Raw genomic sequence first — 23,135 nt, forward strand, 5'->3', positions numbered from 1 at the left:
CTGCTTCGTGCAAAACGTCTTTTTGTAATTGTTTTAGAATAATTTTCATACCCTCATTTGCTTCGCAAATGACGCATGATTTTGGGGAGTTTGAGGGGTTCACCCCTTAATAGTGATAGGTTTCATTGTGCAATATCTTATTAACTCTAAACAATTGCTCTAAAAGGATCAATACCGCTAATTCGTGTGTGAAAGTCAGTTTGGATAATGATATAATAGAATCAGCTTTATTGTAAATTTCATCAGAATGACCCAAAGGACCACCAACGATAAAATTTATGAATTTAGCTCCCGATGAGCTTTTTATGTGTTCATAAAATTGGGAAAATTTTATGGAATCCATTTGTTCTCCTCTTTCATCCAATAAAACATTGAAAGAATCAGGGAAATATTTTTCGAACTTTTTGAAATCTTTATCTTTGTAAATCGAAGGTGGCGTCTTGTTTAAATCGCCGGATAGAGGAAGTTGTATTAGTTCGATCCTTTCAAACTTCTTTATCCATTTTAAATATTGTCTGACTCCATCTTTTATATATGAGCTTTTTAAAGGTCCTACGACTATGATTCTAGTCATTTTTCCTCGTTTGAAATATATTTTGTCTTGGTGATTTGTGATTCGGTTAACAATTTTTCTTCTATTGTAAACAATTCTCCATCTAAATTACCTATTAAGTTTTTAAACGATTGTAAAAACAATTTTCCCGTTAAAGGGGAGGGCATTGATACTTTCTCTATTTCGCATCCAAAGTGTTCTATTATCGTTTTAACTTTGCTGTAAAGCAAATAAAGGGATACATCCCCTTCTTTTGCATTTAAAGTGAGACTGAATTTACCGTTTTGTTTTCTTTCTAAAAATACACTGGCAGGTAAATTCAAACTTATTTCTTGCTTTATTTGTTCTGCTAACCATCTGTCTAAGGTGTTAATATGAAATTCCAAAGATATTAGAAAATCTCTGACCCCCATTACAGTTGCTCCTGCAGTAGGATGAGGACGATTTGGCCCAAAATCTGGTTCCCATTCAGGGAAAGACATTTTTTTTGCTAAGAACTCGAATTCACCTTTTCGCAACGTGTTAATATTTCTCCTGTATTCATTTCTAGCGGATTTTTCGTATAGATATATAGGTAAATCGAAGCTTTCAGAGATTTTTTTTGCTAATAATTTTACAAGATTATTCGCCTCATCGAAGGTTGTTGATATTAATGGAACAATTGGAATAACATCTACAGCACCTATTCTAGGATGATACCCACTATGATTTCTGAGGTCGATATTCTCCACACATATTTTCACCATTTCAAATAAGAAAGCCCCTATTTCGTTTAATTCCCCTACAACACTGATGAAACTTCTATTGAAGTATTCATCACTTTTACAAGAAACAAACCAAATTTTATCATAATTCTCAGAAAGGCCTTTGATTTTGTTGATTAATTCTTTGTTTTTCCCTTCGCTAATGTTTGGTAAGGTCTCTACGATTTTCATAATTGAATCACCTCGTAATGTTTTTTTCTACCATTAAACCTTTTGTGGCAATTCCCAATATTATAGAAAAAGTCACGAAAGAAGAACCACCGTTTGATAACAGTGGTAAAGGAATACCTGTAACAGGTAATATGCCTAGATTCATCCCAATATTTTGAAAAATATGAAAAAAGAACAAAAATGCAGATCCAATATAAAAATACTTCCAAAAAAGATCATCGCTTTTTTTGTATCCTTCATATAGTCTCCAAAGTATTGTTGAATAAAGCATTAGGATCAAAGTTGCCCCCAAAAATCCAAACTCTTCTCCGATAACGGAAAATATAAAATCTGTATGACTTTCAGGTACGAACCCACTCAGATTCATATATCCATTCATATATCCTTCCCCTAACAAACCACCAGAACCTATGGCTTTTATCGCCTGAGCGGTGTTATAATAATAACTTAGAGAGTAGGCTTGAGGGGATAGAAATCCTATTATTCTTCCTTTTTGGTATTCTTGTAGGTTGTAAAAAATTATTGGGCTGGCAATCAAAGCCAATCCTAAAGAATACTGCCATAATTTTTCGAACCTTCCTGAAACAAAAACTAACACAAACCACGTAAATAATACTATAATAGAAGTACTAAAATCTGGTTCTTTGTATATTAACGCTGTAGATAGAAAAATCATCATTGATGCAAAGTAAAACCTTTTATTATCATTTTGAGAAAGAACGTAACTGAGATATAATAACAATACCAACTTAAATATTTCAGATGGTTGAAAACCTATAGGACCCAACCTTATCCACCTTTTAGCTCCACTAACTGGTGTAGTGAACAGTACCAAAACCAAGCTAAGAATTACTAAATAAAATAAAATAGGGGTATATTTCTTAATAAACCTTTCTGGAGTAAAGATGCTAACGACAAAAAAAACGAACCCTATAATAATCCACATTAATTGTTGATTTTCTATTCCCTCTAAAGAACTATTGATTACAGCGCTTTTAACGGATAAAAATCCTATAATTGCCAACAACACGTAAGCTATAACGAGGATAAGTTCTAATTTTTTTATGCGTTCTTTTCTTTCACCTATTAAATTTGTAATAGAAAAAGAATTCACTGAAAGTATCTCCCTTTACAAATTTCGATAAGAGTTTGCCTTTTATCAACAATATATTATATCATATTGATATATTAAAGAGTAAATTTAAAGCTTCTAAAGGCATGGAATGAGGGTGGACGTGACGAAGTGGGAGCATTGTATGAAGTTTTTAAGAGGAGGAAAAGTCTAATAATGATAGGTGACAATTTAATTCTTTTGGATAAAGTTGATTCAACAAACAACTACATTAAAAAGCACTGGCGTGAACTGCCATCAGAAACTGTAGTTTGGGCTTTAGAACAAACAGAAGGTTACGGAAGGAAAAACAGTAGGTGGTATTCACCCTTGGGGGGATTATGGTTTTCTGTGCTTTTCAAACCCCGTAAAAGACCTTTGATTCCATATTATTATTTGAGAATGTATTCTTTAGTAATTTATAACGTCTTGAAAAAAAAGTATAAGTTGAACCCCATCATTAAATGGCCTAACGATATTTTGATTAATTCTAAGAAGGTGTGTGGAATTTTAGGAGAGAGTGTTTATGATGGTGGTTCACCGAGTTGTGTTATAGTGGGAGTAGGAATAAACGTTAACAACGAATTGCCTGAAGAAGTCTCCAATAACTCAATTGCTTTAAAGGATGTTGTTGGGAAAGAAATTCCGTTGAGAAAGTTTCTGAATGAATTGAACCATGTTGCTTACCATTCATATTATCTAAAATACTTCAAACCCAAAGCTATTTCAGCCATCACAAAAATGTGGTTAAATCATTTGAATGTAAAAGTAGGGGATAAGGTCCAAGTCTCAAACGAAAATGATGGAACTATTTATGGAAAAGTAAACGATATTCAGTCAGATTATTTGGAAATAATAGATGATAACCGGGAGATAAAAAAACTAAACTCTGGGGAATTAATTGTGCTATAATCTTTAAGTAAGAGGACAAATGGTTGTTAGTTATGATACAATATATTTGTTGAACTTCAATCAGTAAAATTAATTATAAAAGAGTAAGGGTCAGAGATTAATTTTTATTTCTATGGGGAGGTATATAATGGCTCTAAAAGTGCTTATTTCAGAAGAGGAGATACAAAAAAAGATTGAGGATTTGGCTAGCCAAATAGATGATTATTATAAAAATATAACTGATGAAATTGTTGCGGTATGTGTGTTAAAAGGATCTGTTAATTTCTTTAGTGATTTGGTAAAAAAGATACATTTAAACGTTAATTATAATTTCATACAGGTATCTAGTTACTCAGGGGATATAACTACAGGAAAAGTAAAGGTAAAAAGTTGGCTTGATGAGCCCCTTGAAAATAAACATGTTTTGATAGTTGAAGACATTGTAGATACTGGAAACACGTTAAAATATATAGTGAGATATTTAGAGATGCAAAATCCCTCCTCTTTAGAAATTACATCAATAGTTTTAAAAACAATTCACGAACATGGAATTCAAGTAAGATTTCCTGGATTTGAAATCGGAGATAAATTTGTGGTAGGATACGGATTGGATTACAACGAAAAATATAGAAACTTACCGTACATTGGATATATAGAATAAGGAGGCTAAGGTTACATGGATATTGAACAATACGTATCAAAAGTGAGAGAAGCAGCTGAGTATATTCAAGAAAAGACTACGAAAAAGCCCAGGATTGCAATCATTTTGGGATCTGGATTAGGGAAAATTTCGCAAAATTTAGAAGATGTTCTTTCAATCCCTTATTCTGATATTCCTAACTTCCCACGTTCTACCGCTCCTGGTCATAAAGGCGAATTGATGATAGGGAGTTTGAAAGGTAAAGATACGCTACTGATGAATGGAAGATTTCATTACTACGAAGGTTACACCATGAAAGAGGTTACCTTCCCAATTCGTGTAATGCAAGAATTAGGTATAGAAACCCTCGTAGTGACTAATGCGGCGGGAACATTAAACCCTGACTTTGAAGTCGGTGTTCCGTGTATAATTACCGATCATATCAATTTTTTTGGTGACAATCCATTGATTGGACCAAATTTCGATGATTGGGGTCCTAGATTTCCTGATATGACGGAAGTTTACTCGAAGTCTTTGGTGCAAGAAGCCTTTAAATCTGCGAAGAGACTGAATATTAAAGTATATTCAGGAGTTTATTTGGGTTTAAGTGGTCCCACATTTGAAACACCTGCTGAAATGGCTATGATGAGGAATTTTGGTGCTGATTTGGTAGGGATGTCAACGGTGCCAGAAGTTATCGTTGCGAAACATGCTGGTATGGAGGTCTTAGGTATCACCGCTATAACAGATAAAGCTGTTCCTGAGCAACTAAAAGAAGTTAGTGCAGAAGAAGTTTTGGAGATTGCAGAAAAAACCGGTCAAAGTATAGCGGATATCATAATGGACTTAATAGATATATTTTAGAAGGTGTTTTTTTGAAGGCTTTTGTTTGGTTAGCAATTTTTATATTTCTGCCAATTTTTTTCTTTTCTTATTATGAAGTTTACGATTACTTTTTCATGAAACCAAATACTTATTTTGAATTCAATTCAAATTCCAATGGGGAGTTTGGAGTGGAGTTTTATTCTATTAACAAATATCCAATAATGGATTCAAATAAATTGTTAGAAAGTGTGTGGTCTCAACCGCGAACATTGATAGGCGGGCAAATGATGGTAGAATCGTCTAATTACACGCATGCTATTTCGTCTTCCAAGGCTATGGGATTACTTCAATTGAAAAATCTGACGGGAGTGGATTTACATGTTTACAATTTATTTGATCCATATGACAATTTAAAAGGTGCATTAGAATACCATGGTTATCTTCGGAGACTTTTTAATGATGAACGGTTGCAGATTATAGCATACCATGATGGACCCACCGCAGTTATGGCTGGGAAAGTGTCTACTGCGGGGGAGGCGTACTACGAAAAGGTAAAAAGAGCCCAACAAAATTATTCTAACACAAAGATATATTCTCCTTATTTTGTTGGGGGAAGATTATCTTATTACTCAGAAGATGAAGAAGATAAGATATCTACCGAATTTAATGCAGGATTTGTATACAGAAAATTCGAGATATACGGGAATGTTGGTTTAGAGCTTCCTCTAAAAAGAATCGAAGAATTTGATTTCATAGACATCCAAACAGATTATGGCTATACCTTTTTGTATGTACCTAGAACGAATATAGGTTTTGGTGTTGAAGGCAAAACTGTCCCTGAAGATCTTATTTTGCGTATTGGTTTACCCTGGCAAAACTTTATTCTGAAAGGGCCAAAAAATCCTGAGTTAATTTATAAACACGAATTAACGAATAATTGGACCTCAAAAATATTAATAAATACTGACAATTTGCTACTTTCCAGTTATTTTTCAATCTACAACTTAGATCTTTTCGTTGGGTATGAAGTATATGAAAGTTCTATAAATTTAGGTTTTAGATTAGCCTTTTAAAAAAGGTCTCAGGAAGGGATACTCCTATGGAAAAGTATTTACAACAAATAAGAGACTGGTGGAAAAATTTAGAAAATAAGAAAAAACGAAACTATATAGTTTTGTTAATTTCTGTAATTGTGTTGATAATATTCTTTTCAATATTGCTTTCAAGAAAAAATTATGAGTTTTTTATCGGAGGACTGGATCAAGCAAATGCGGGTAATATTGTAACAAAGTTGGAAGAAATGGGTATAGAATACAAAGTAGATGATTTTGGTAATATTTACGTTGCGAATCAGAATGTATCAGAATTGAGAATGAAATTAGCTAGTGAAGGTTCATTGGGTTACAATCTTCAAGGTTATGAACTTCTTCAAAATCAAGGTTTTGGAGCTACCAGTTACGATAAGCAGGTCAACTATCAGATAGCTTTGGAAGGAGAATTATCTAGGAGTATAGCTTCTATGCAATCGGTACAAAGTGCTCGCGTTCATTTGGTTATTCCTCCAAGAACTTACTACCAAGTTGGTGAAAGTCCAAAGCCTTCAGCCTCTGTGTTGTTGGTATTGAAACCTGGAATGAGTGTATCCCCAAACCAAATTAAGGGGATAATTAATTTAGTAGCTGGAGCTGTAGCTGGGTTGAAACCAGAGAGCATAAAAGTAGTAGATAATTTTTCTAACGATTTAAGTGCTCAAGTTGCCTTGGGAGAGGATATCAGTAGTGCTGATACTAAATTTAAGTTAAAAACCGAAATTGAAAAATATTATAAGCAAAAAGTAGAAAGCGGTTTACAATCAGTCTTTGGCTTGGGAAATGTTGTTGTGGTTCCTGAAATAGAATTAAATTGGCAAAAAATAGAAGAAGAGCAAAGAAGGGTCGAACCGGTTGTAGATGAAAATGGAATAATTTTAAGCCAGCAGACTAGGACGGAACAAAGTAGTTCTTCTCCTTCTGGTGGAGTACCGGGTGTTGATTCCAACATTCCCCCATATACTTATCAAACTCCTACTAGTACAGGAAATTATTATAGTAGTTCTGATGTTATAACAAACTACGATGTAAATGAGATTTATCAAAGGACTATTGAGGATAAAAGCGGGGAAATATCCAATAAAAGCGTAACACTTTTTATTGATTTTCAAAACAGTAAAGTTGACGATAATCAAGAATTGAGGTCTCAAATCACAAAAGCTGTCGCAACAGCTGTTGGTGCACCTGAAAATAATATCTCTTTAGTTGATATACGGTTCAATAGAGATTTGGAAGCGATGAGAGCAGATATTGAGTATCAGCTACAACTTAGAAGACAAAGAATTACAAATATTGTAATTGCAATAATTGTGATCGCATTCATTATGATGCTTATTATAATTATTAACAGAGCTCGCAGAGTTAGAAAGGCTTCACAACTCGTCGAAGAAAGAAAGCGACAATTAGAATCAAGAGTTGAAGAAGCGATGAAAGAAAGAGGGGTAGAGGTTGAAGAAGTTACACCCGAGCAAGAGAGGTTAAGAGAGATTACAACTTTGGCCGAAAAAAATCCGGATGAGGTTGCAGATATCATTAAATCATGGCTTAAAACTCGATAAATGTTTAAAGGGGTTGCTTTAAATGGCTGAAAAGATCAAAGAATTAGATGGTTTAAAAAAATCTGCCATATTATTGGTACTTTTAGGGCCTGAAAGAGCAAGTAAAATATTGAAAAAGTTGGATGAAGAAGAAGTAGAACAGCTAACTTTGGAAATTGCAAATTTGGAAAAAATTGACGAAAAAACAAAAACGGCAGTTTTAGACGAATTTAGAGAATATGTAAAGGCTAAAGACTACATCAACACAGGTGGTGTTGAGTATGCAAGAAATCTTCTGGAAAAAACTTTTGGACCAGAAAAAGCCATAGATATAATAGACAGATTGGTATCAAATTTGCAGGTGAAACCTTTTGAATTTTTAAGAAAAGTGGATGTGTCGCAGATGGTTAATGTGTTACAAAATGAACATCCACAAACGGTTGCGCTGATCTTATGCTATCTTTCTCCCCAAGCAGCTTCTCAAATTATTTCTGAACTGCCTGAATCTTTACAACTAGACGTGATAAAAAGAATTTCTACTATGGATTCTGCTAACCCAGATATCGTAAAAGAGATAGAAAGCAGGCTAAAGGATCGTCTTTCTGCTTTCACCGTTCAAACTTTTTCTCAGGTTGGTGGGATAGATGTTACCGCAGAAATAATGAATAATATCGATAGGGCGATCAGCAATAATATATTTGAAAAGCTTTCAGAAAGAGATCCAAAACTGTCTGATGAAATTCGAAGAAGAATGTTTGTTTTTGAAGATATTGTCAAGTTGGATGATAGATCGATACAAAGAATACTTCGCGAGGTAGATAGTAAAGATTTAACAATGGCTTTAAAAGGTTCTAGTGAAGAAGTCAAAAATGTCATTTTTAAAAACATGTCAAAAAGGGCTTCACAGATTATAAAAGAAGAATTAGATTTTATGGGGCCAGTTAGGGTTAGGGATGTAGATGAGGCACAGCAAAGAATAATCAACGTAATCAGAAAACTTGAAGAGTCCGGTGAGATTATTATAAGTGGTGGCGGGGCAGGTGAAGAATTGATTGAATAAAAGAATTGTAAATAATAAATTTGTTGTTTTAGATAAAGTTTTTGAATTATCCGTAGAAGAGATAGAGCAAACACAATATGAAGAAAGTAAAAGAGAAAAGGATAAATTTAAAGATCAGATTGATAAAGATGCTGAAAAAGAAGCTGAAAAAATAATAGAAAACGCTAAAATTACAAGCCAAAAGATCATTGAAAGCGCTGAATTAGAAGCTAAAAAAATAAAAGAAGAACAAATTAAATATGTAGAAGGTAAGAAGAAGGCCCTTGAAGATGAGCTTAAAAAGGTTAAAACTCAAATTCAAAGGATTTCAAAAGAATATGATATATATATTAAAGAGTTGTCACAACAAAGTTTAATTTTCTGTGAAAACACTATCAAGGCTGTCGTCGAAAGATATTTTAAAGAAAAGATTGACTTCCCTCAGTGGGTAGAAATTATTTTTCAGAATTTTGAAAAAAAACTTTCTTCGTTACAAAATTCCAAAATTAAAATAAGTCCTTCTTTTAATAAAGAATACGCGAATTTAATAAGAGACAGTTTTTCTGACATTTTTTACATAGTAGAAGATCCTTCTTTACAAGATAACCAAATAGTTTTGGAAACAGAACAAGGAATTTTCGATCTAACTCCTCAGGCATTCCTTGAAGACATTTTAAACATCTTGGAGGAAGCTCTAAATGGAAAGAAATAGTTTTTCCTCTTCTTTAGTTATTTTTACTGATAAATTAAAAAACAGACCTTTATTTGAGTTGGAAGGTAAAATTAGTAGAATAATAGGTGTCACAATTGAATCAATTGGTCCCAATGTAGCTTTAGGGGACCTATGTAGGATAAAATTGAAAGATGGCTCAAAGATTTTTGCTGAGACCGTTGGTTTTTCAGATAATAGAGTGTTGCTAATGCCATTAGAGGATGTCAGTGGAATCTATGTTGGGGCCCCGGTAGAAAGAGTAGACAGTAAAATCAACGTGAAAATTAGCTCAGAACTTTTAGGGCATGTGCTAGATGGTTTAGGAAGATCAATGGATGGTTCAAAAATAAAGAGTTATGAGAGTAAAAGTATATATAGCTCCGCACCAAACCCTCTTTTAAGGAACAGTATTAAAGAACCTTTATCTGTAGGAGTAAAGGCGATTGATGGTTTTTTAACTCTTGGTAAAGGTCAAAGAATTGGAATAATGGCAGGAAGTGGGGTAGGGAAAAGTACCTTGTTGGGAATGATCGCCAGAAACACGGAAGCAGATATAAACGTTATTGGATTGATAGGAGAAAGAGGAAGAGAAGTTAAAGATTTTATTGAAAAAGATCTAGGGGAGGAAGGACTAAAAAAATCTGTTTTGATAGTTTCAACTTCAGATTCACCTGCTTTACTAAGAGTCAAAGCTCTTTACACAGCGACCACTATTTCAGAGTATTTTAGAGATTTAGGTTACAATGTTTTATTGATGGTAGATTCGATTACTAGATGGGCTATGGCTCAAAGAGAGATAGGACTTTCCATAGGTGAACCACCAACAACCAGAGGATATACACCGAGCGTATTTGCAAATATGCCGAAAATTTTAGAAAGAGCTGGTAACTCCGAAAAAGGAAGTATGACTGCCATCTATACAGTATTGGTTGAAGCCGATGATATGAACGATCCAATTGGTGACGCAGTAAGAAGTATAGTCGATGGTCATATTGTTCTTTCAAGAAGTTTAGCAGATTCTTCACATTATCCCCCGATAGATATCCTTTCCAGTGTAAGTAGGTTAATGAAAGAAGTAGTAGATGAAAAGCACCTTAAGGCAGCTATGTTTATTAAAGATATTTACGCTAGCTATATTAATTCCAAGGATTTAATCGAAGTTGGTGCATATAAGAAAGGGAGTAATAAAAAAGTAGATATAGCTTTGGAAGAAATAGAAAATATAAATAATTTTTTAAGACAGATGGTAGAAGAAAAAGCCCCTTTTGAGCAAACGTTGAAAAGGTTATTCGAAATATACCAAAAGTATAACTAGATTAGACTAATTAACGTTTAGGAGGAAGAAAATATTGTTAAAAGCTGAATATGCCATCATCATCTATGTTATAATGATTGTTTTTTTCTTGCTTTTAATTCGAATGATATCAAAAGTATATTTAAAACCTGCTAAATACAGGAAAGTTAAAGAAAGTATTTCAGCTTATTTGTACCTATTACCTTCTTTTGTAGTTCTGGGAATATTTGTTTTTTGGCCTATATTTTATTCCTTCTATCTGAGCTTTTTTAAGTGGGATTTTCAAAATCAAGATAATCCGATATTCATTGGGTTTCAAAATTATATAGAATTATTTAAATTAAATAGGCCTGTGAATATAACCTTCAACGAAGTATTTTTCAATACACTTCTAATATTCATGACCGCTATTTTTATCATTCATTTAATCTTTGACCTAAAAAAGGTAAAGACTCCTAACCAAAAATATTTAGTTATTTCCATGAGTATATGGGGAATTATTTCTTTGTTAACTATTAATTCAATACAGTATCTGAATGTAATAAGCGCTTTAGTTCTTGTAGTTGTTTACACTATTTTGTTATCATTGCGCTTTTTGGATCAAATGTCTAATAAGATTTTTCTTCGTATAATTTTGTTTATTGGATTATGGATAGCCTTTTACTTGCTAGGAGTACCGGAAATTATTAGGTTTTTGACTTTGGCAAAAGAACAGTCGTTGTTCATCAAGGCGATATGGAATACCACTTATTATGTTCTACTTTCCACGCCTATAACTATTTTGTTTTCCTTGTTAATAGCCTTGTTATTGAATAGAAAATTATATGGCAAAACTGTTTTTAGAACCGTTTATTTTATTCCATTTGTTACTAGTGTCGTGGCAATTTCTTTAGTATGGCAGTGGATATTCAATGACAATGGTTTATTAAACTATATTTTAACTCAAATTGGTTTCTCCAAAATTCCTTGGTTGAAGGATCAGAAGTTTACGATACCCACCGTTGCAATAATATCTATATGGAAGATGGTAGGATATTACGCAATAATCTTTTTGGCGGGTTTACAAAATATAGATAAAACTTACTATGAAGCAGCTGAAGTGGATGGAGCTACGCCCTTTCAAAAATTTCAGTTCATTACCTTACCTTTACTATCTCCAACAACTTTTTTTATAATCATAGTTGCAATGATTGGTGCATTTAAAGTCTTTGATGAGATTTTTATTCTGTATGTAGGTATGCCTGGACCTTACAACAACAGTGGAATGACCATGGTTTACTACGTGTTTGATATGTTCTATGTTCAACAAAGGATGGGAAGAGCTAGTGCTGCTGCTTACGTGCTTTTTGGAATTATTCTATTGTTTACAATCCTTCAGATGAGAGGTAGCAGAAGAAGAATATATTACGATTCTTAAGGGAGGAAATTATACTTGAATTATTCAAAGTTTGTGAAAACCCTTTGGACTTTGATAGTTTACATACTGTTAGCTGGAGGCGCAATTGTTATGCTCTTGCCTTTTGCCTGGATGATAATGACCTCTTTGAAAACAAGTAGTGAAATCAACTTGTGGCCTCCAACATGGACAACAAAAAATTTTCAGAATGAATGGGATTTAAATTTGAAATTAACTCCCTCAAAGCCTTCTCCAAGAACAGGCTTAAGTTTATCTGAATTTAGAATCTTATCAACCCAAGAAAGTTACGACCCATACAAATTGGTCTATGAAATAGATGGGGACTTTGTAAGTCGGGGAAGGGTCCAACTCTCTTTAAACGAGATCGATTACACTCAGAAAACAAGTATAGAAGGTATGATGTCTGATATATACGATTATATTTCAAATATTGAATTAAGAGAAGATTTATCGAGCTTATTTGCTGTAGAAGATTATTCACTTGAAAACTTCGAAAGTATTTATTTTGGTCTTTTCTCCCAAGAGAACGGTTATTTTAAACAAACTACCACAATAAGAAGGATACAGCAAAGTATAAGCAAAGTTCAAAATTTTATAGATATAACCCTTGAAAGAAATATCAATCTTTTACCATATTTTAGGATCAATCCGAATATGACAGAAAGTCAAATAGAAAATATTACAAGAAATAAAGAAATTTTTTCTGATTATTTGGAAACAATAAAATTGAAAGTCAACGATTTGAATTCAAAACTATCTTCCTATCCAGCGGAGTTAAGAATAATTAGAGAATATGAGGTAGAACAAATAATTAATTTACTCGCTGATTTTTTATCTGAGATTCAAACTTTTGAAGATGGCATACTATCCAACACTAATACTTTGATCCAAAAAAATATTTACGAGCCTATTATGAAAGATATCAACACCTTAACTTTCTATATGTATTTTAAAGAAAAATATAGTGTGGAGCAAGGTATTAAAGTTGAAGATGTGAACATAATATTCGATGTTCCTACCAGAAAAACAAAGTATCAAAATATTATAAATGGAATACAGGATAGTGAATTTCCTGAGTCATTTAAACAAATTGTGATTTCATTGGTTAACGAAAGAGATATAGATAATTTGAATCAAGAAGTTGTTTCATATCTTGAGAACGATTTCTTAAATGATGTAAGAAATTCATTAATAGAAGATTCTAGAAACCTTTCAAAATACACGCAAATTATTAGAACGTTATCTACGAACCAGGTTACTTTTGAGCAAGCCCAGAAGATACTGACTCAATCGGACTATAATTTTTTAATAGAACACGTTCAAGGGAAAGAAGAAGAGTTCTCTAGGATATTGGAAAAAAGAAAAGAATATGATAGAATATTAACAGAATTCAATAAGTTTTTTCTTGATACGATCTCCATAGTAAATATTGTTAACGCACCGTCATTTGTTGATATGATTTTGTACAAAAACAATTCAAATATTGAATTATACACAGTAAACGTACCATCAATTTGGTTGCTTGATGATGTGCCATCTGGAAAAGTTGAATATTCTTTTAATCAGGTATTAGGGAATATATTTCAAAATTATGTGGATGCATGGAATGCTGCCCCGTTTTCTCGATACTATATAAATACTGTTTTTGTTGCTCTAGTAACAACGGTTTTAGAAATAATATTCGCGTCGATGGCTGCATTTGCATTTTCTAAACTCAATTTTTGGGGAAAAGACATTATTTTTGTAGTTTTTTTAGCAACTATGATGATACCCGGAGAGGTTCTATTAGTTCCCAATTATATAACTATTAGTAAATTTTCTTGGATAGACAGTTATTATGCATTGATTATTCCTTGGGTAATTAGTGTTTTTGCCATATTTTTGATTAGACAACAGTTTATGACCGTCCCTAACGAGTTATGGGATGCTGCTAAGATAGACGGATCTTCAAGCTGGCGATTCTTATGGACGGTGATGGTCCCTCTAAGTAGACCTGCAATTTTAACAGGTGCTCTGCTAAAATTTGTAGGGAGTTGGAATGCATTTTTATGGGTTTTGATCGTCACCAAAAGTCCTGAAATGAGAACACTTTCAGTTGGACTACAAAATTTTAGAACTGATGCGGGAGAGATCTATAACCTTTTAATGGCAGCATCTACCTTTACTATGATTCCAATAGTAATTTTGTTTATATTTTTACAAAGATATTTCATAGAAGGTATCGCGAGAACTGGGTTGAAAGGTTAAACATCATATTCAACTTAGGAAGTGAGTACAATTCCATTTATTGAATTAGATAGAAAAAAAAGTAAGAAAAGGCAATTTCTCGATCGTAAAAAACCAAATATTTCTTTTATTTTGCGACTTTTATTGTTAATCGTTGTAATTTTCATATTGGGATTCGTATCTTTTCAGATATATAGACAAATAGATTTGTATTACAGTTTAAAAGAACAGTACAATGAAATTGAAAAAAGAAAAAAAGAACTGAATGAGGAAATCCTAAAGAGAAATCAAATATTATTGGATATAAAAAATCGGTTAGCTGAAAAAGGAGTTATAATTAATGGAGAAGAATTTCAACAAATTGATCTTTACAACTTCCCATAAGCCAAATAAAAAACAAATAGAAAAAGCATTACAATTAGCCAACAAATACGGTGGTGTTTACATAGAAAGAAATAGGCTCCGAATGAACAATGAAAACTTTTATTTTGTAATAGATAAGAAACAATCGCTAAACTTTCAATGGGAGGATGGAAAATTATTTTTCCATCCTTCTGTTTCCAAAATAAGATTAAACAATTATTTAAAGAATGGAATTGATCATTTAATAAACGCTGTTTCTCCACAAAAAAACGATATTATACTTGATTTAACCTTCGGACTTGGAAGTGATGCTTTACTATTGTCTCATTATTGTGAAAAAGTAGTAGGTTTAGAGGCTTCTTTTCCGATATATGCGGTTGTTGTAGAAAATATTACAAACTACGATTATAAAGAAAATTGGATGAAAGAAGCTTCAAAAAAGATTGAAGTTATCAATTATGATTTTAAAATTTTTTTAAACCAGCAAAAAGAAGAAAGTTATGACATCGTTTATTGTGATCCTATGTTCGAAAATCCTCAGTATAAATCAAGCTCTATCAATCCTTTGAGGGAATTTGCTCGATACGATAAAATTACACAAGATGATTTAGAAAAGATGGTCAAAATAGCCAAGAAAAAAGTAGTAATCAAAGCACGTTCTAATGACAGTGTATGGGATTTGTACAACTTCGATAAAAAAATTGGAAGTAAAAAAAGTGGAGTATTTTTCGGAGTGATTGAAAAGTGAACAAAGTTTTAGTTATAGCGGGTCCTACAGCTGTTGGAAAAACAGAGATATCCGTTAAAATAGCCAAAAGAATTAATGGTGAAATAATATGTATGGACTCTAGGCAAATTTATAGTCATCTAATAATCGGTACCGCTGTGCCTGATGAAGAAACAAAAAAAATGGTCCCACATCACTTATTTAGTTCAATAGATCCACGTACACATTTTACAGCTTTTGATTATAAAAAAATAGCAGAGAAACAGATTAGTGAAGTTCTAAAAAGAGGTAATACACCAATTTTAGTTGGAGGAACAGGTCTATACCTTGATGCTTTGAGGAAAGGGTTTTTAAATGTAAAATCCGACTATGGTTTAAGGACTTATTTAAGAAAATTAGAAAAAAATAATCCTGGCGTGTTGAGAAAAATATTGGTAGATTTGGATCCACAAAGAGCTCTAAAAATTCATCCAAACGATTTAAAAAGAATCATTAGAGCCATTGAGATTTATATTATAACCGGTATTAAAATGGGGGATATTGTAAAAGAAAATAGGCAAAGTAACAATTCTTTTGATTATCATATAATCATACTAGATAGGGAAAGGCAAGAATTACATGAAAGGATAAATAAAAGAGTCCACCAAATGATAGATGAAGGCCTGATAGATGAGGTACGAAATCTCTTGTCCCTAGGATATTCTACCACTCTTAACGCTTTAAACACTATTGGTTATAAAGAAGTGATAAAATATTTATATGGAAAAATTGATTTTGATGAAATGATTCATCAAATAAAAGTAAATACTCGTAATTATGCCAGAAGGCAGATTATATACTTTCGTAAGATTGAATCTGGGAAGTGGATCAATTTGAGTAACACAAATAAGGAAGATGTAGCAGATCAAATAGTAAGTGAATTTATTTAAACTTTTCTTATACGAGGGGTGATCATATGGCAGAAAAATTCAATTTGCAAGACCGATTTTTGAACATTTTGAGAATTAACAAGATAGAAGTAAAAATTTATTTAGAAGGGGGATTTCAAACAAGTGGAGTGGTGAGGTCTTTTGATGATTATACGGTTTTATTGGAAAAAAATGGCGAACAATCCCTGGTTTATAAACATGCCATAAAAATGATGGTACCTTCAAAATATATAAAACTTTTTCAGGAACAGGCGTCTAAAGATGAGTAGAAAGAGAAAACAAAAAACTGCCCCATGAAAGAAGGGGTGGTTTTCTTGTATTTTTCACAAAATAACACAAAATAAACTTTGGAGGGAAGGAATTTGAAAAAAATTTTTTTGATATTTTTGTACATCCTAATATTTTCTATTTTTGCTATTTCTCAACTATTTCAGCCGCCTATAAAAAACTCATACATAACCGCATCTTTTGGCGAATACAGAGATACCGGAGCTAATTCACATTTTCATTTAGGAGTAGACTTTTCTACTTTTAACAGAAAGGGAGAATCTGTTTATGCTACAGCTGAAGGTTCTCTTTATAAGATTTGGTTAAACGATCCTCTTTACGGCAATGCAGTATTTTTATACCATGAAAGCTCTGATTTAATTAGTGGATATGCCCATTTAAGTGTTTTCTCCGATAAAATAACTAAATATTCTCAATTAGTTCAAAACGAATTTGGGAATCAAAGGATCGAAATTGTTTTTCCTAAAGGCGAAATTCCAATAAAGCTAAATGAAGTCATAGCTTATTCAGGAGATACGGGGGAAGCTATAGCTCCTCACTTGCATTTTGAGGTTTTAAAGGAATCTGGAGAAGAGTTGACCATTTATGATCCACTTGAATTCTTGGAATATCAAGAATCAAGAAATAAGTCTTTAGAATTAATAAGGATCAGATCCAATAACAAATATTTTGAAATTACAGAAAATGGAGAAACCGTTGTAGAGTACACAGGTAACTATCCACGGATAGACATTAGAGTTCGAGAAAAAATAGGGGACAACTCCACTATTCTTCCTAAAAAAGTTTCTATGTATATCAACGGTAATTTAACTTATAAATTGGATTTTAGTCAGATCAAAGAGTCGGAAATATACCAAGCTGATGTTATATTTGGATATGGTTCAACATCTTCCATATATTGGTTGAAAATGTACTCTGATGACTATTTATCTCCAATAGTTATCAATGACTTTTCAGCATTTTCTTATAACCCCTCTACGACTTTAAATGGAGAAATCGTTTTAGAAGATATATGGGGTAATGAAAAAGTTTATAAATTGAAATTCATAAAACCATAAGAAATGTTAATTTTATTTTTAAACATTAACAATCTATGATTTTTATTCATTTGTAGAATTTGATTTTTTTGGTATAATTTACCTCGTGGAATTCTAAAGATAACCTGAAATCTCGTGAAAAATTCGAAGAAAGCAAGGAGGCTTAATTGTGAAAAAAATGCTCTTTACCAGTGAAAGTGTAACGGAAGGTCACCCAGATAAAATTTGTGATCAAATTTCTGATACAATACTTGATTCTATATTAGAAAAAGAACCCATAGAAAATAGGATAAACGCTCGATGCGCAGTAGAAACTTTGGTAACAAGAGGCTTAGTGATAGTAACAGGTGAGGTTAGAACTACTGCATACATAGACGTTCCAACACTCGTCAGAAATACTATTCTAGATATAGGTTATAACAGAGCTAAATTTGGTTTTGATGGTGAAACATGTGCAGTAATTACTTCTATTGAAGAACAATCAGCTGACATAGCTTTAGGGGTTGACAGATCGTTAGAACTCAAATCAAAGCAAGTAGAAGATCCTTTTGAAAAAATTGGGGCAGGAGATCAGGGCATTATGTTTGGATATGCCACAAATGAAACGGATGCTTATATGCCTCTACCTATTCTTTTAGCTCATAGACTTGCAAAAAGATTGGCAGATGTTCGAAAATCTGATACATTGGATTTTTTAAGGCCCGACGGTAAAACTCAAGTAACTATAGAATACGATGAAAATAATAAACCTGTGGGTATAGAGACTGTACTTATCTCCACTCAACATTCGCCTGATATAAAAAGGCAGGAGTTAGAAGAAACAATAAAAGAGCATGTAATAATTCCAGTCATACCTGAAAATCTTTTTACAAAAAACACAAAAATTCTTATCAATCCTACAGGAAGATTTGTGATTGGTGGGCCTCAAGCAGATACAGGGCTCACTGGAAGAAAGATAATCGTTGACACATATGGTGGTTGGGCTCCACATGGTGGGGGAGCTTTTTCTGGAAAGGATCCTACCAAAGTTGATAGATCCGCTACTTATATGGCAAGATATGTAGCTAAAAATTTAGTAGCAAGTGGTGCTGCAGATGAAGTTTTAATTCAACTTTCTTACGCTATTGGTGTTGCAAAACCTGTTTCAATAAATATTGACACTAAAGGTACAGCGAAAGTCGATGAAGAAAAAATTTATAAAGTAGTCAACGAGATATTTGATTTTAGACCTGCAGCAATAATTAACAACTTAGATCTATTACAGCCTATTTACAAAAAAACTGCTTCTTACGGGCATTTTGGAAGAAAAGATGTAGAATTTCCTTGGGAAAGATTAGATAAAGTTAAGGAATTGAAAGCAGCATTAGGATTGTAATTCACTTGAAAAGCAAAGTAGAGAGATATTAACTCTTTTATCCTGAAGACGGTTGCGGGGTAAAAAGGCGCACAGGCCTTTATTCCTTATGGAGGGGGCAATGTGGTGAATGGGCGCTAAAGAAGGTTTTAGAAATAAATAACTTTCAAAAAAGGTTTCGATTTTAAAAGGGTTACAGGGCGAAGCCCTTCCCCTCCCTCTCGGCAGGCTAGGGAAAATGAATGAGCGCTAATACAAAGTTTTATAATTTCTAAAAGCAATAAAAAAAACAAAAGAAAAAAAACAAAAGTTGAGGAGGTATTTTAAAAATTGCCAAATAAAAAATCAGCAGAAAAAAGGGTTAGACAATCAGAAAAAAGAAGGCAAAAAAATCGAGGATATCAAAAAAGAATTAAGGAAATCTCTAAGGAAATAGACAAGAAGATTCAAGAAAATGCTGAAAGGGAAGAATTGATGCAGCTATTAAGTAAGTCTTTTAAAATTATTGACACCGCAAAATCACATGGCGCTGTACATAAAAATTATGCTGCAAGGAAAAAATCCAAACTACATCTAAAGATAAAAAAATATTTGGGCGAAATGGCACCAGAGAGTTCCTCGGTAAATGAGTAATTGATCGATTATAACCCCCTTTTTTGGAGGTAATAAAGTTTTGAATTCTTATTCTTATTTACAAATGTATCAAATAAATACAAAGGACTTAAAAAGTTATCCTATCGAATGGAATAAAATTTTTGGAAACAGCAATAAGTCAATAGTTGAAATTGGATTTGGTGGTGGCGAATTTTTAGTAAATTTAGCTAAAGAGAATAATAATTATAATTATGTTGGCTTAGAAACATCTCTAACTTCTTGTCACAAAATAAAAAAGAAGATTTTTCAAAATAATTTAAATAACATACAAATAATCTTGGAAGATGCAAAATTCGCCCTACGCGAGTTTTTTTCTGATAATTCGATTAGTAAAGTAATAGTTAATTTTCCGTGTCCTTGGCCTAAAAGTAAGCATGCTAAAAACCGTCTTTTTGACGAAAATTTTATAGACACATTATCGTCGGTATTAGAAGTAGATGGTGAAGTGATTTTAACAACCGACGTTTTTGAGTATGCTTCTGATGTTAAAGAAAAATTTTTAAGCAACGGATGTTTTAAAGTAAAAAATATATCCGAAGTTCAGCAATTACCATTCAAAACGAGATACGAAAAAAAGTGGGAAAATGAAGGAAGGAAAAAGTATTTATTAATCGCACAAAAAAGATGCAAAAAAGATATAAAAAGATTATTAGAAGGGGAATTTGATTTGCCTCATGAAAAGATTAAGAGATTAGATTTTGATAAACTACAATCTCTTGTTGGATTTAAAAAATCCAGTGAAAACCATAATATAACTATAAAAGATATATATGCTAAATTAGATGGTTCAGAATATTTAGTGAAGGTTTTTTCTGAAGACAAGGGGTATATTCAAAGTTACTTTGTTAATGTCATCAAAATAAAAGAAGGTTGGTTAGTAAAATTAGATGATATAGCGAAAGCTTATCGAACCCCTTCAGTCAAAGAAGCGGTAAATATAATTGCCAAGGAGCTAGAAAATTAATGTCTCATATAACGGTTTTGGGAGCAGGTAGTTGGGGAACCGCTATAGCGAAGCATTTGGTTAGTAACCATCAAAAAGTAACAATTTGGGATAGAGACAAAAAGCTCTTACAAGAAATAAAAAAGGGAATTAATCCTCGGTATTTGTCCAACGTAAAACTTCCTACAAAAGAAATAAAGGTTGAGGGTAGTATAAACGAAAGTTTAGAAAATGCACAAATTGTAATTATAGCTATCCCTGTTCAGCATATATCCGAGGTGTTAAGTAAAATTCACAAAGATTCTCTTAAAAATAAAGATGTTATTTTTGTCAATCTATCAAAAGGGATGGAAATTACTAGTCAAAAAATACCCAGTAAAATTTTTGAGGAATACCTTCCAGGGTTTAACTACTGTACACTAAGTGGTCCCAGTCATGCAGAAGAAGTAGCGGAAATGGTGCCTACGTCAGTTGTTGCTGCCGGTAGAGACAGTAAGGTCAACAAATATATACAGGAAATTTTTAGCAATGAAACTTTTAGGGTGTATACTAACAATGACTTAATAGGAGTAGAAATCAGCGGTGCTATAAAAAATATCTATGCAATAGGTGCGGGTATAATAGATGGGTTTGGAAAATGGGATAACACAAAAGCCGCTCTAATCACCCGTTCTTTGGTTGAAATTATTAGGTATGGAACGTATTATGGAGGAAATAAAGAAACGTTCATGGGATTAGCGGGGATTGGAGATCTTGTTGTAACTTGTACTAGCTCACATAGCAGAAATAGATACGTTGGAGAAATGCTTTCAAAAGGTATGAGCTTAAAAACAATTTTAGAGCAGATGGCGATGGTTGCAGAAGGGGTTTACACTGCTAAAGCTGTGTATAACGACGCAAAAGAAAAAGAAATTGAAATGCCCATAGCTAACAAAATTTATCAAGTACTATATGAAGGTGTAGATCCGAAAACAGCTATTTATAAATTAATGACAAGGGATTTGAAATCAGAATTTTTTAATTGAAAGATATTATGGTGTAATTAACAAAAGAAAGTCAAATTTTAAGGAGGCATTCGAATGCAAGTTTCTTTGGACCAGCTTTTACAAGCATTGATGGTACGATTGGAAAGTTTAGAAATCTCTCTAGAAGATTTAAAATTTAGGACAAATGTTGCTTTAAGGTTAATCAAAAAAAATGACTTGTTGGATGAAGACAAGGTGAAAGAATCTGTAAAGGAAGAATTAAGTGCTTTAAATGAACTAAGTGAAGATCAAATGGATTTAAGTGATGAAAGGATCGAAGAAATCTCAAAAGGAATAATACAATGGATTGATAATGACTTAGATAGTCTAAAGAAAAGAATGGCAGACTACCAGGAAAAAATGAGACAGTTACTTGAGCAAGAAGAAGCTGTGGGTAACATAAGTATCGCACCCCCAGAACTGCTGAACCAATTAGAAAGAGCGGGACTTGCGAAAAATCAAAACGAAAAAGGTAAAAATAAAGGAAATATAATAATGCCTTAAAGTGCGATGTTGTAAAACAAAGGCCGGTATGTATTTACCGGTTTTTTTTATACAGACCTTTTGAAGGGCAGACTTCATTTAAAAAACATTCTGCGCACTTTGGAGAAATTGGTTTACAAATCTTTTGCCCAAAATTCACCATTGAACCATTCAGAGGCCCCCATAATTCAGACGGTATAATTTTTTTTAATTGAACTTCAGTTTCTTCAGGTGTTTTTGTGCTCACCCAACCGAGTCTATTGGATATTCTATGTACGTGAGTGTCAACTGCAAGTGCTGCTTTACCAAAAGAAACATACAAAACTATATTGGCTGTTTTTCTTCCCACGCCCGGAAGTTTAATCAACTCTTCCAATTCATCAGGCACTTTTCCGTCATATTTTTCAATTAAAATTTTAGAAATATTAATAATTCTTTCTGATTTTTGTTTGTACATACCTGCAGGTTTGATTAAATCATATAGATCCTGAGGTTTCAATTTAGAAATCTCAAAAACATTTTTGTAGCGAGAAAAAAGGGATTTAAAAGCTTTTTCAGTATTTTCGTCTTTTGTTCTTTGAGAAAGCACCGTTTCAACTAAAACTTTATAAGGATCAGTTTCAGAGTTAGTACGTGGGAAAATGTGTATGATCTTTTCTGCTTCTTTTTTTATATTTCTCTTCATAATTTCTCCTCTTATCATAAAGTTTTTGGAAACTTTTTAATAAGTTTAAGGGCTCACCCTCTTTGGTGATTTCCCAAACACAGAATTTAATACTTAATGTTTTTTGTTTTTGGTGTTTAGGGGGTTTGGCGGGTCTCCCCGTTTGGTGAACTTCCAAACTATGATTATTAATTATTTCCTTATATAAAGTTCTTGGGGGTTTGGGGGCTTGCCCTTTTGCTGATCTGTGCAAAATGGTCTTTTTCGTAATGCTTTTGAATAACTTTCCTAAACTCATTTGCTTTGCTTTTGCCGTTTTTAGCAAAAAGCTTTTTAATAATGCTTTAGAAGTAACATCCTCATTCTCATTTGCGAAGCAAATGCGTTCGGGGATCTTAA

24 protein-coding genes are annotated in these 23,135 nt (G+C 32.8%); 20 read left to right on the top strand and 4 right to left on the bottom strand.

Annotated elements, in window-relative coordinates; genetic code table 11:
* Positions 1 to 106 precede the first annotated feature (106 nt).
* Genes X929_RS03715 through X929_RS03725 form a run of 3 tightly spaced genes read right to left on the bottom strand, consistent with a single transcriptional unit; the run spans position 107 to position 2,602 of the window.
* A complete protein-coding gene (locus X929_RS03715) occupies positions 107 to 574 on the bottom strand; it encodes a 23S rRNA (pseudouridine(1915)-N(3))-methyltransferase RlmH (RefSeq protein WP_103066702.1) in 468 nt (155 codons plus the stop codon).
* Positions 571 to 1,488 (bottom strand): glutamate formiminotransferase, encoded by a 918-nt coding sequence (locus X929_RS03720; RefSeq protein WP_103066703.1) that lies wholly within the window; start codon positions 1,486 to 1,488, stop codon positions 571 to 573. The genes X929_RS03715 and X929_RS03720 overlap by 4 nt, the downstream gene beginning before the upstream one ends.
* 7 nt (positions 1,489 to 1,495) lie before the next feature.
* Positions 1,496 to 2,602, bottom strand: coding sequence for an FtsW/RodA/SpoVE family cell cycle protein (locus tag X929_RS03725; protein ID WP_169924951.1), 1,107 nt, complete (start codon positions 2,600 to 2,602; stop codon positions 1,496 to 1,498).
* A 174-nt stretch (positions 2,603 to 2,776) separates the two neighbouring features.
* Here X929_RS03725 and X929_RS03730 point away from each other — a divergent pair, with 174 nt between their 5' ends.
* From X929_RS03730 to X929_RS03825, 20 genes are all read left to right on the top strand, one after another.
* Positions 2,777 to 3,511, top strand: a complete 735-nt coding sequence (locus tag X929_RS03730; protein WP_103066705.1) for a biotin--[acetyl-CoA-carboxylase] ligase — start codon at positions 2,777 to 2,779, stop codon at positions 3,509 to 3,511.
* Positions 3,512 to 3,638: 127 nt separating this feature from the next.
* Complete coding sequence (gene hpt / locus X929_RS03735; RefSeq protein ID WP_103066706.1) at positions 3,639 to 4,151, top strand: hypoxanthine phosphoribosyltransferase; 513 nt, start codon at positions 3,639 to 3,641, stop codon at positions 4,149 to 4,151.
* A gap of 15 nt (positions 4,152 to 4,166) precedes the next feature.
* Positions 4,167 to 4,994: a purine-nucleoside phosphorylase gene (locus X929_RS03740; protein ID WP_103066707.1), complete on the top strand. Its 828-nt coding sequence runs from the start codon at positions 4,167 to 4,169 to the stop codon at positions 4,992 to 4,994.
* A gap of 11 nt (positions 4,995 to 5,005) precedes the next feature.
* A complete protein-coding gene (locus X929_RS03745) occupies positions 5,006 to 6,028 on the top strand; it encodes a lytic transglycosylase domain-containing protein (RefSeq protein ID WP_103066708.1) in 1,023 nt (340 codons plus the stop codon).
* Positions 6,029 to 6,054: 26 nt separating this feature from the next.
* Positions 6,055 to 7,602 (top strand): flagellar basal-body MS-ring/collar protein FliF, encoded by a 1,548-nt coding sequence (fliF, locus tag X929_RS03750; protein ID WP_103066709.1) that lies wholly within the window; start codon positions 6,055 to 6,057, stop codon positions 7,600 to 7,602.
* Positions 7,603 to 7,624: 22 nt separating this feature from the next.
* Complete coding sequence (fliG, locus tag X929_RS03755; protein WP_103066710.1) at positions 7,625 to 8,641, top strand: flagellar motor switch protein FliG; 1,017 nt, start codon at positions 7,625 to 7,627, stop codon at positions 8,639 to 8,641.
* Positions 8,634 to 9,332, top strand: coding sequence for a FliH/SctL family protein (locus X929_RS03760; protein WP_103066711.1), 699 nt, complete (start codon positions 8,634 to 8,636; stop codon positions 9,330 to 9,332). Before fliG ends, X929_RS03760 begins: the two co-directional genes overlap by 8 nt.
* Positions 9,319 to 10,647: a FliI/YscN family ATPase gene (locus X929_RS03765; protein ID WP_103066712.1), complete on the top strand. Its 1,329-nt coding sequence runs from the start codon at positions 9,319 to 9,321 to the stop codon at positions 10,645 to 10,647. Before X929_RS03760 ends, X929_RS03765 begins: the two co-directional genes overlap by 14 nt.
* A gap of 34 nt (positions 10,648 to 10,681) precedes the next feature.
* Positions 10,682 to 12,043 carry a carbohydrate ABC transporter permease gene (locus X929_RS03770; protein ID WP_103066713.1) on the top strand — a complete coding sequence of 454 codons (1,362 nt, stop codon included), beginning with the start codon at positions 10,682 to 10,684 and terminating at the stop codon, positions 12,041 to 12,043.
* A gap of 15 nt (positions 12,044 to 12,058) precedes the next feature.
* Complete coding sequence (locus tag X929_RS09745) at positions 12,059 to 14,290, top strand: carbohydrate ABC transporter permease (RefSeq protein ID WP_211286732.1); 2,232 nt, start codon at positions 12,059 to 12,061, stop codon at positions 14,288 to 14,290.
* 111 nt (positions 14,291 to 14,401) lie between these two features.
* Complete coding sequence (locus X929_RS03780) at positions 14,402 to 14,653, top strand: hypothetical protein (RefSeq protein WP_211286733.1); 252 nt, start codon at positions 14,402 to 14,404, stop codon at positions 14,651 to 14,653.
* Positions 14,610 to 15,380, top strand: a complete 771-nt coding sequence (locus X929_RS03785) for a class I SAM-dependent methyltransferase (protein WP_103066715.1) — start codon at positions 14,610 to 14,612, stop codon at positions 15,378 to 15,380. The genes X929_RS03780 and X929_RS03785 overlap by 44 nt, the downstream gene beginning before the upstream one ends.
* A complete protein-coding gene (miaA, locus tag X929_RS03790; RefSeq protein WP_103066716.1) occupies positions 15,377 to 16,288 on the top strand; it encodes a tRNA (adenosine(37)-N6)-dimethylallyltransferase MiaA in 912 nt (303 codons plus the stop codon). Before X929_RS03785 ends, miaA begins: the two co-directional genes overlap by 4 nt.
* A gap of 26 nt (positions 16,289 to 16,314) precedes the next feature.
* Positions 16,315 to 16,557, top strand: a complete 243-nt coding sequence (gene hfq, locus X929_RS03795; RefSeq protein WP_103066717.1) for an RNA chaperone Hfq — start codon at positions 16,315 to 16,317, stop codon at positions 16,555 to 16,557.
* 93 nt (positions 16,558 to 16,650) lie between these two features.
* Complete coding sequence (locus tag X929_RS03800) at positions 16,651 to 17,634, top strand: M23 family metallopeptidase (protein WP_103066718.1); 984 nt, start codon at positions 16,651 to 16,653, stop codon at positions 17,632 to 17,634.
* 157 nt (positions 17,635 to 17,791) lie between these two features.
* On the top strand, positions 17,792 to 18,988 hold the full coding sequence (gene metK, locus X929_RS03805) for a methionine adenosyltransferase (protein WP_121875400.1): 1,197 nt from the start codon (positions 17,792 to 17,794) through the stop codon (positions 18,986 to 18,988).
* 309 nt (positions 18,989 to 19,297) lie between these two features.
* Positions 19,298 to 19,600, top strand: coding sequence for a 30S ribosomal protein S20 (rpsT, locus tag X929_RS03810; protein WP_103066720.1), 303 nt, complete (start codon positions 19,298 to 19,300; stop codon positions 19,598 to 19,600).
* A 40-nt stretch (positions 19,601 to 19,640) separates the two neighbouring features.
* Positions 19,641 to 20,585: a tRNA (guanosine(46)-N7)-methyltransferase TrmB gene (gene trmB / locus X929_RS03815; protein WP_103066721.1), complete on the top strand. Its 945-nt coding sequence runs from the start codon at positions 19,641 to 19,643 to the stop codon at positions 20,583 to 20,585.
* Positions 20,585 to 21,589, top strand: a complete 1,005-nt coding sequence (locus tag X929_RS03820; RefSeq protein WP_103066722.1) for an NAD(P)H-dependent glycerol-3-phosphate dehydrogenase — start codon at positions 20,585 to 20,587, stop codon at positions 21,587 to 21,589. The genes trmB and X929_RS03820 overlap by 1 nt, the downstream gene beginning before the upstream one ends.
* A gap of 54 nt (positions 21,590 to 21,643) precedes the next feature.
* A complete protein-coding gene (locus tag X929_RS03825; RefSeq protein WP_103066723.1) occupies positions 21,644 to 22,093 on the top strand; it encodes a hypothetical protein in 450 nt (149 codons plus the stop codon).
* A 34-nt stretch (positions 22,094 to 22,127) separates the two neighbouring features.
* Here X929_RS03825 and nth read toward each other — a convergent pair whose 3' ends face one another.
* Entirely contained in the window at positions 22,128 to 22,757 is a 630-nt protein-coding gene (nth, locus tag X929_RS03830; RefSeq protein WP_103066724.1) for an endonuclease III, read from the bottom strand.
* Positions 22,758 to 23,135: the final 378 nt, after the last annotated feature.

Origin of the sequence: Petrotoga olearia DSM 13574 (genome assembly GCF_002895525.1) — a bacterium.
Lineage (GTDB): Bacteria > Thermotogota > Thermotogae > Petrotogales > Petrotogaceae > Petrotoga > Petrotoga olearia.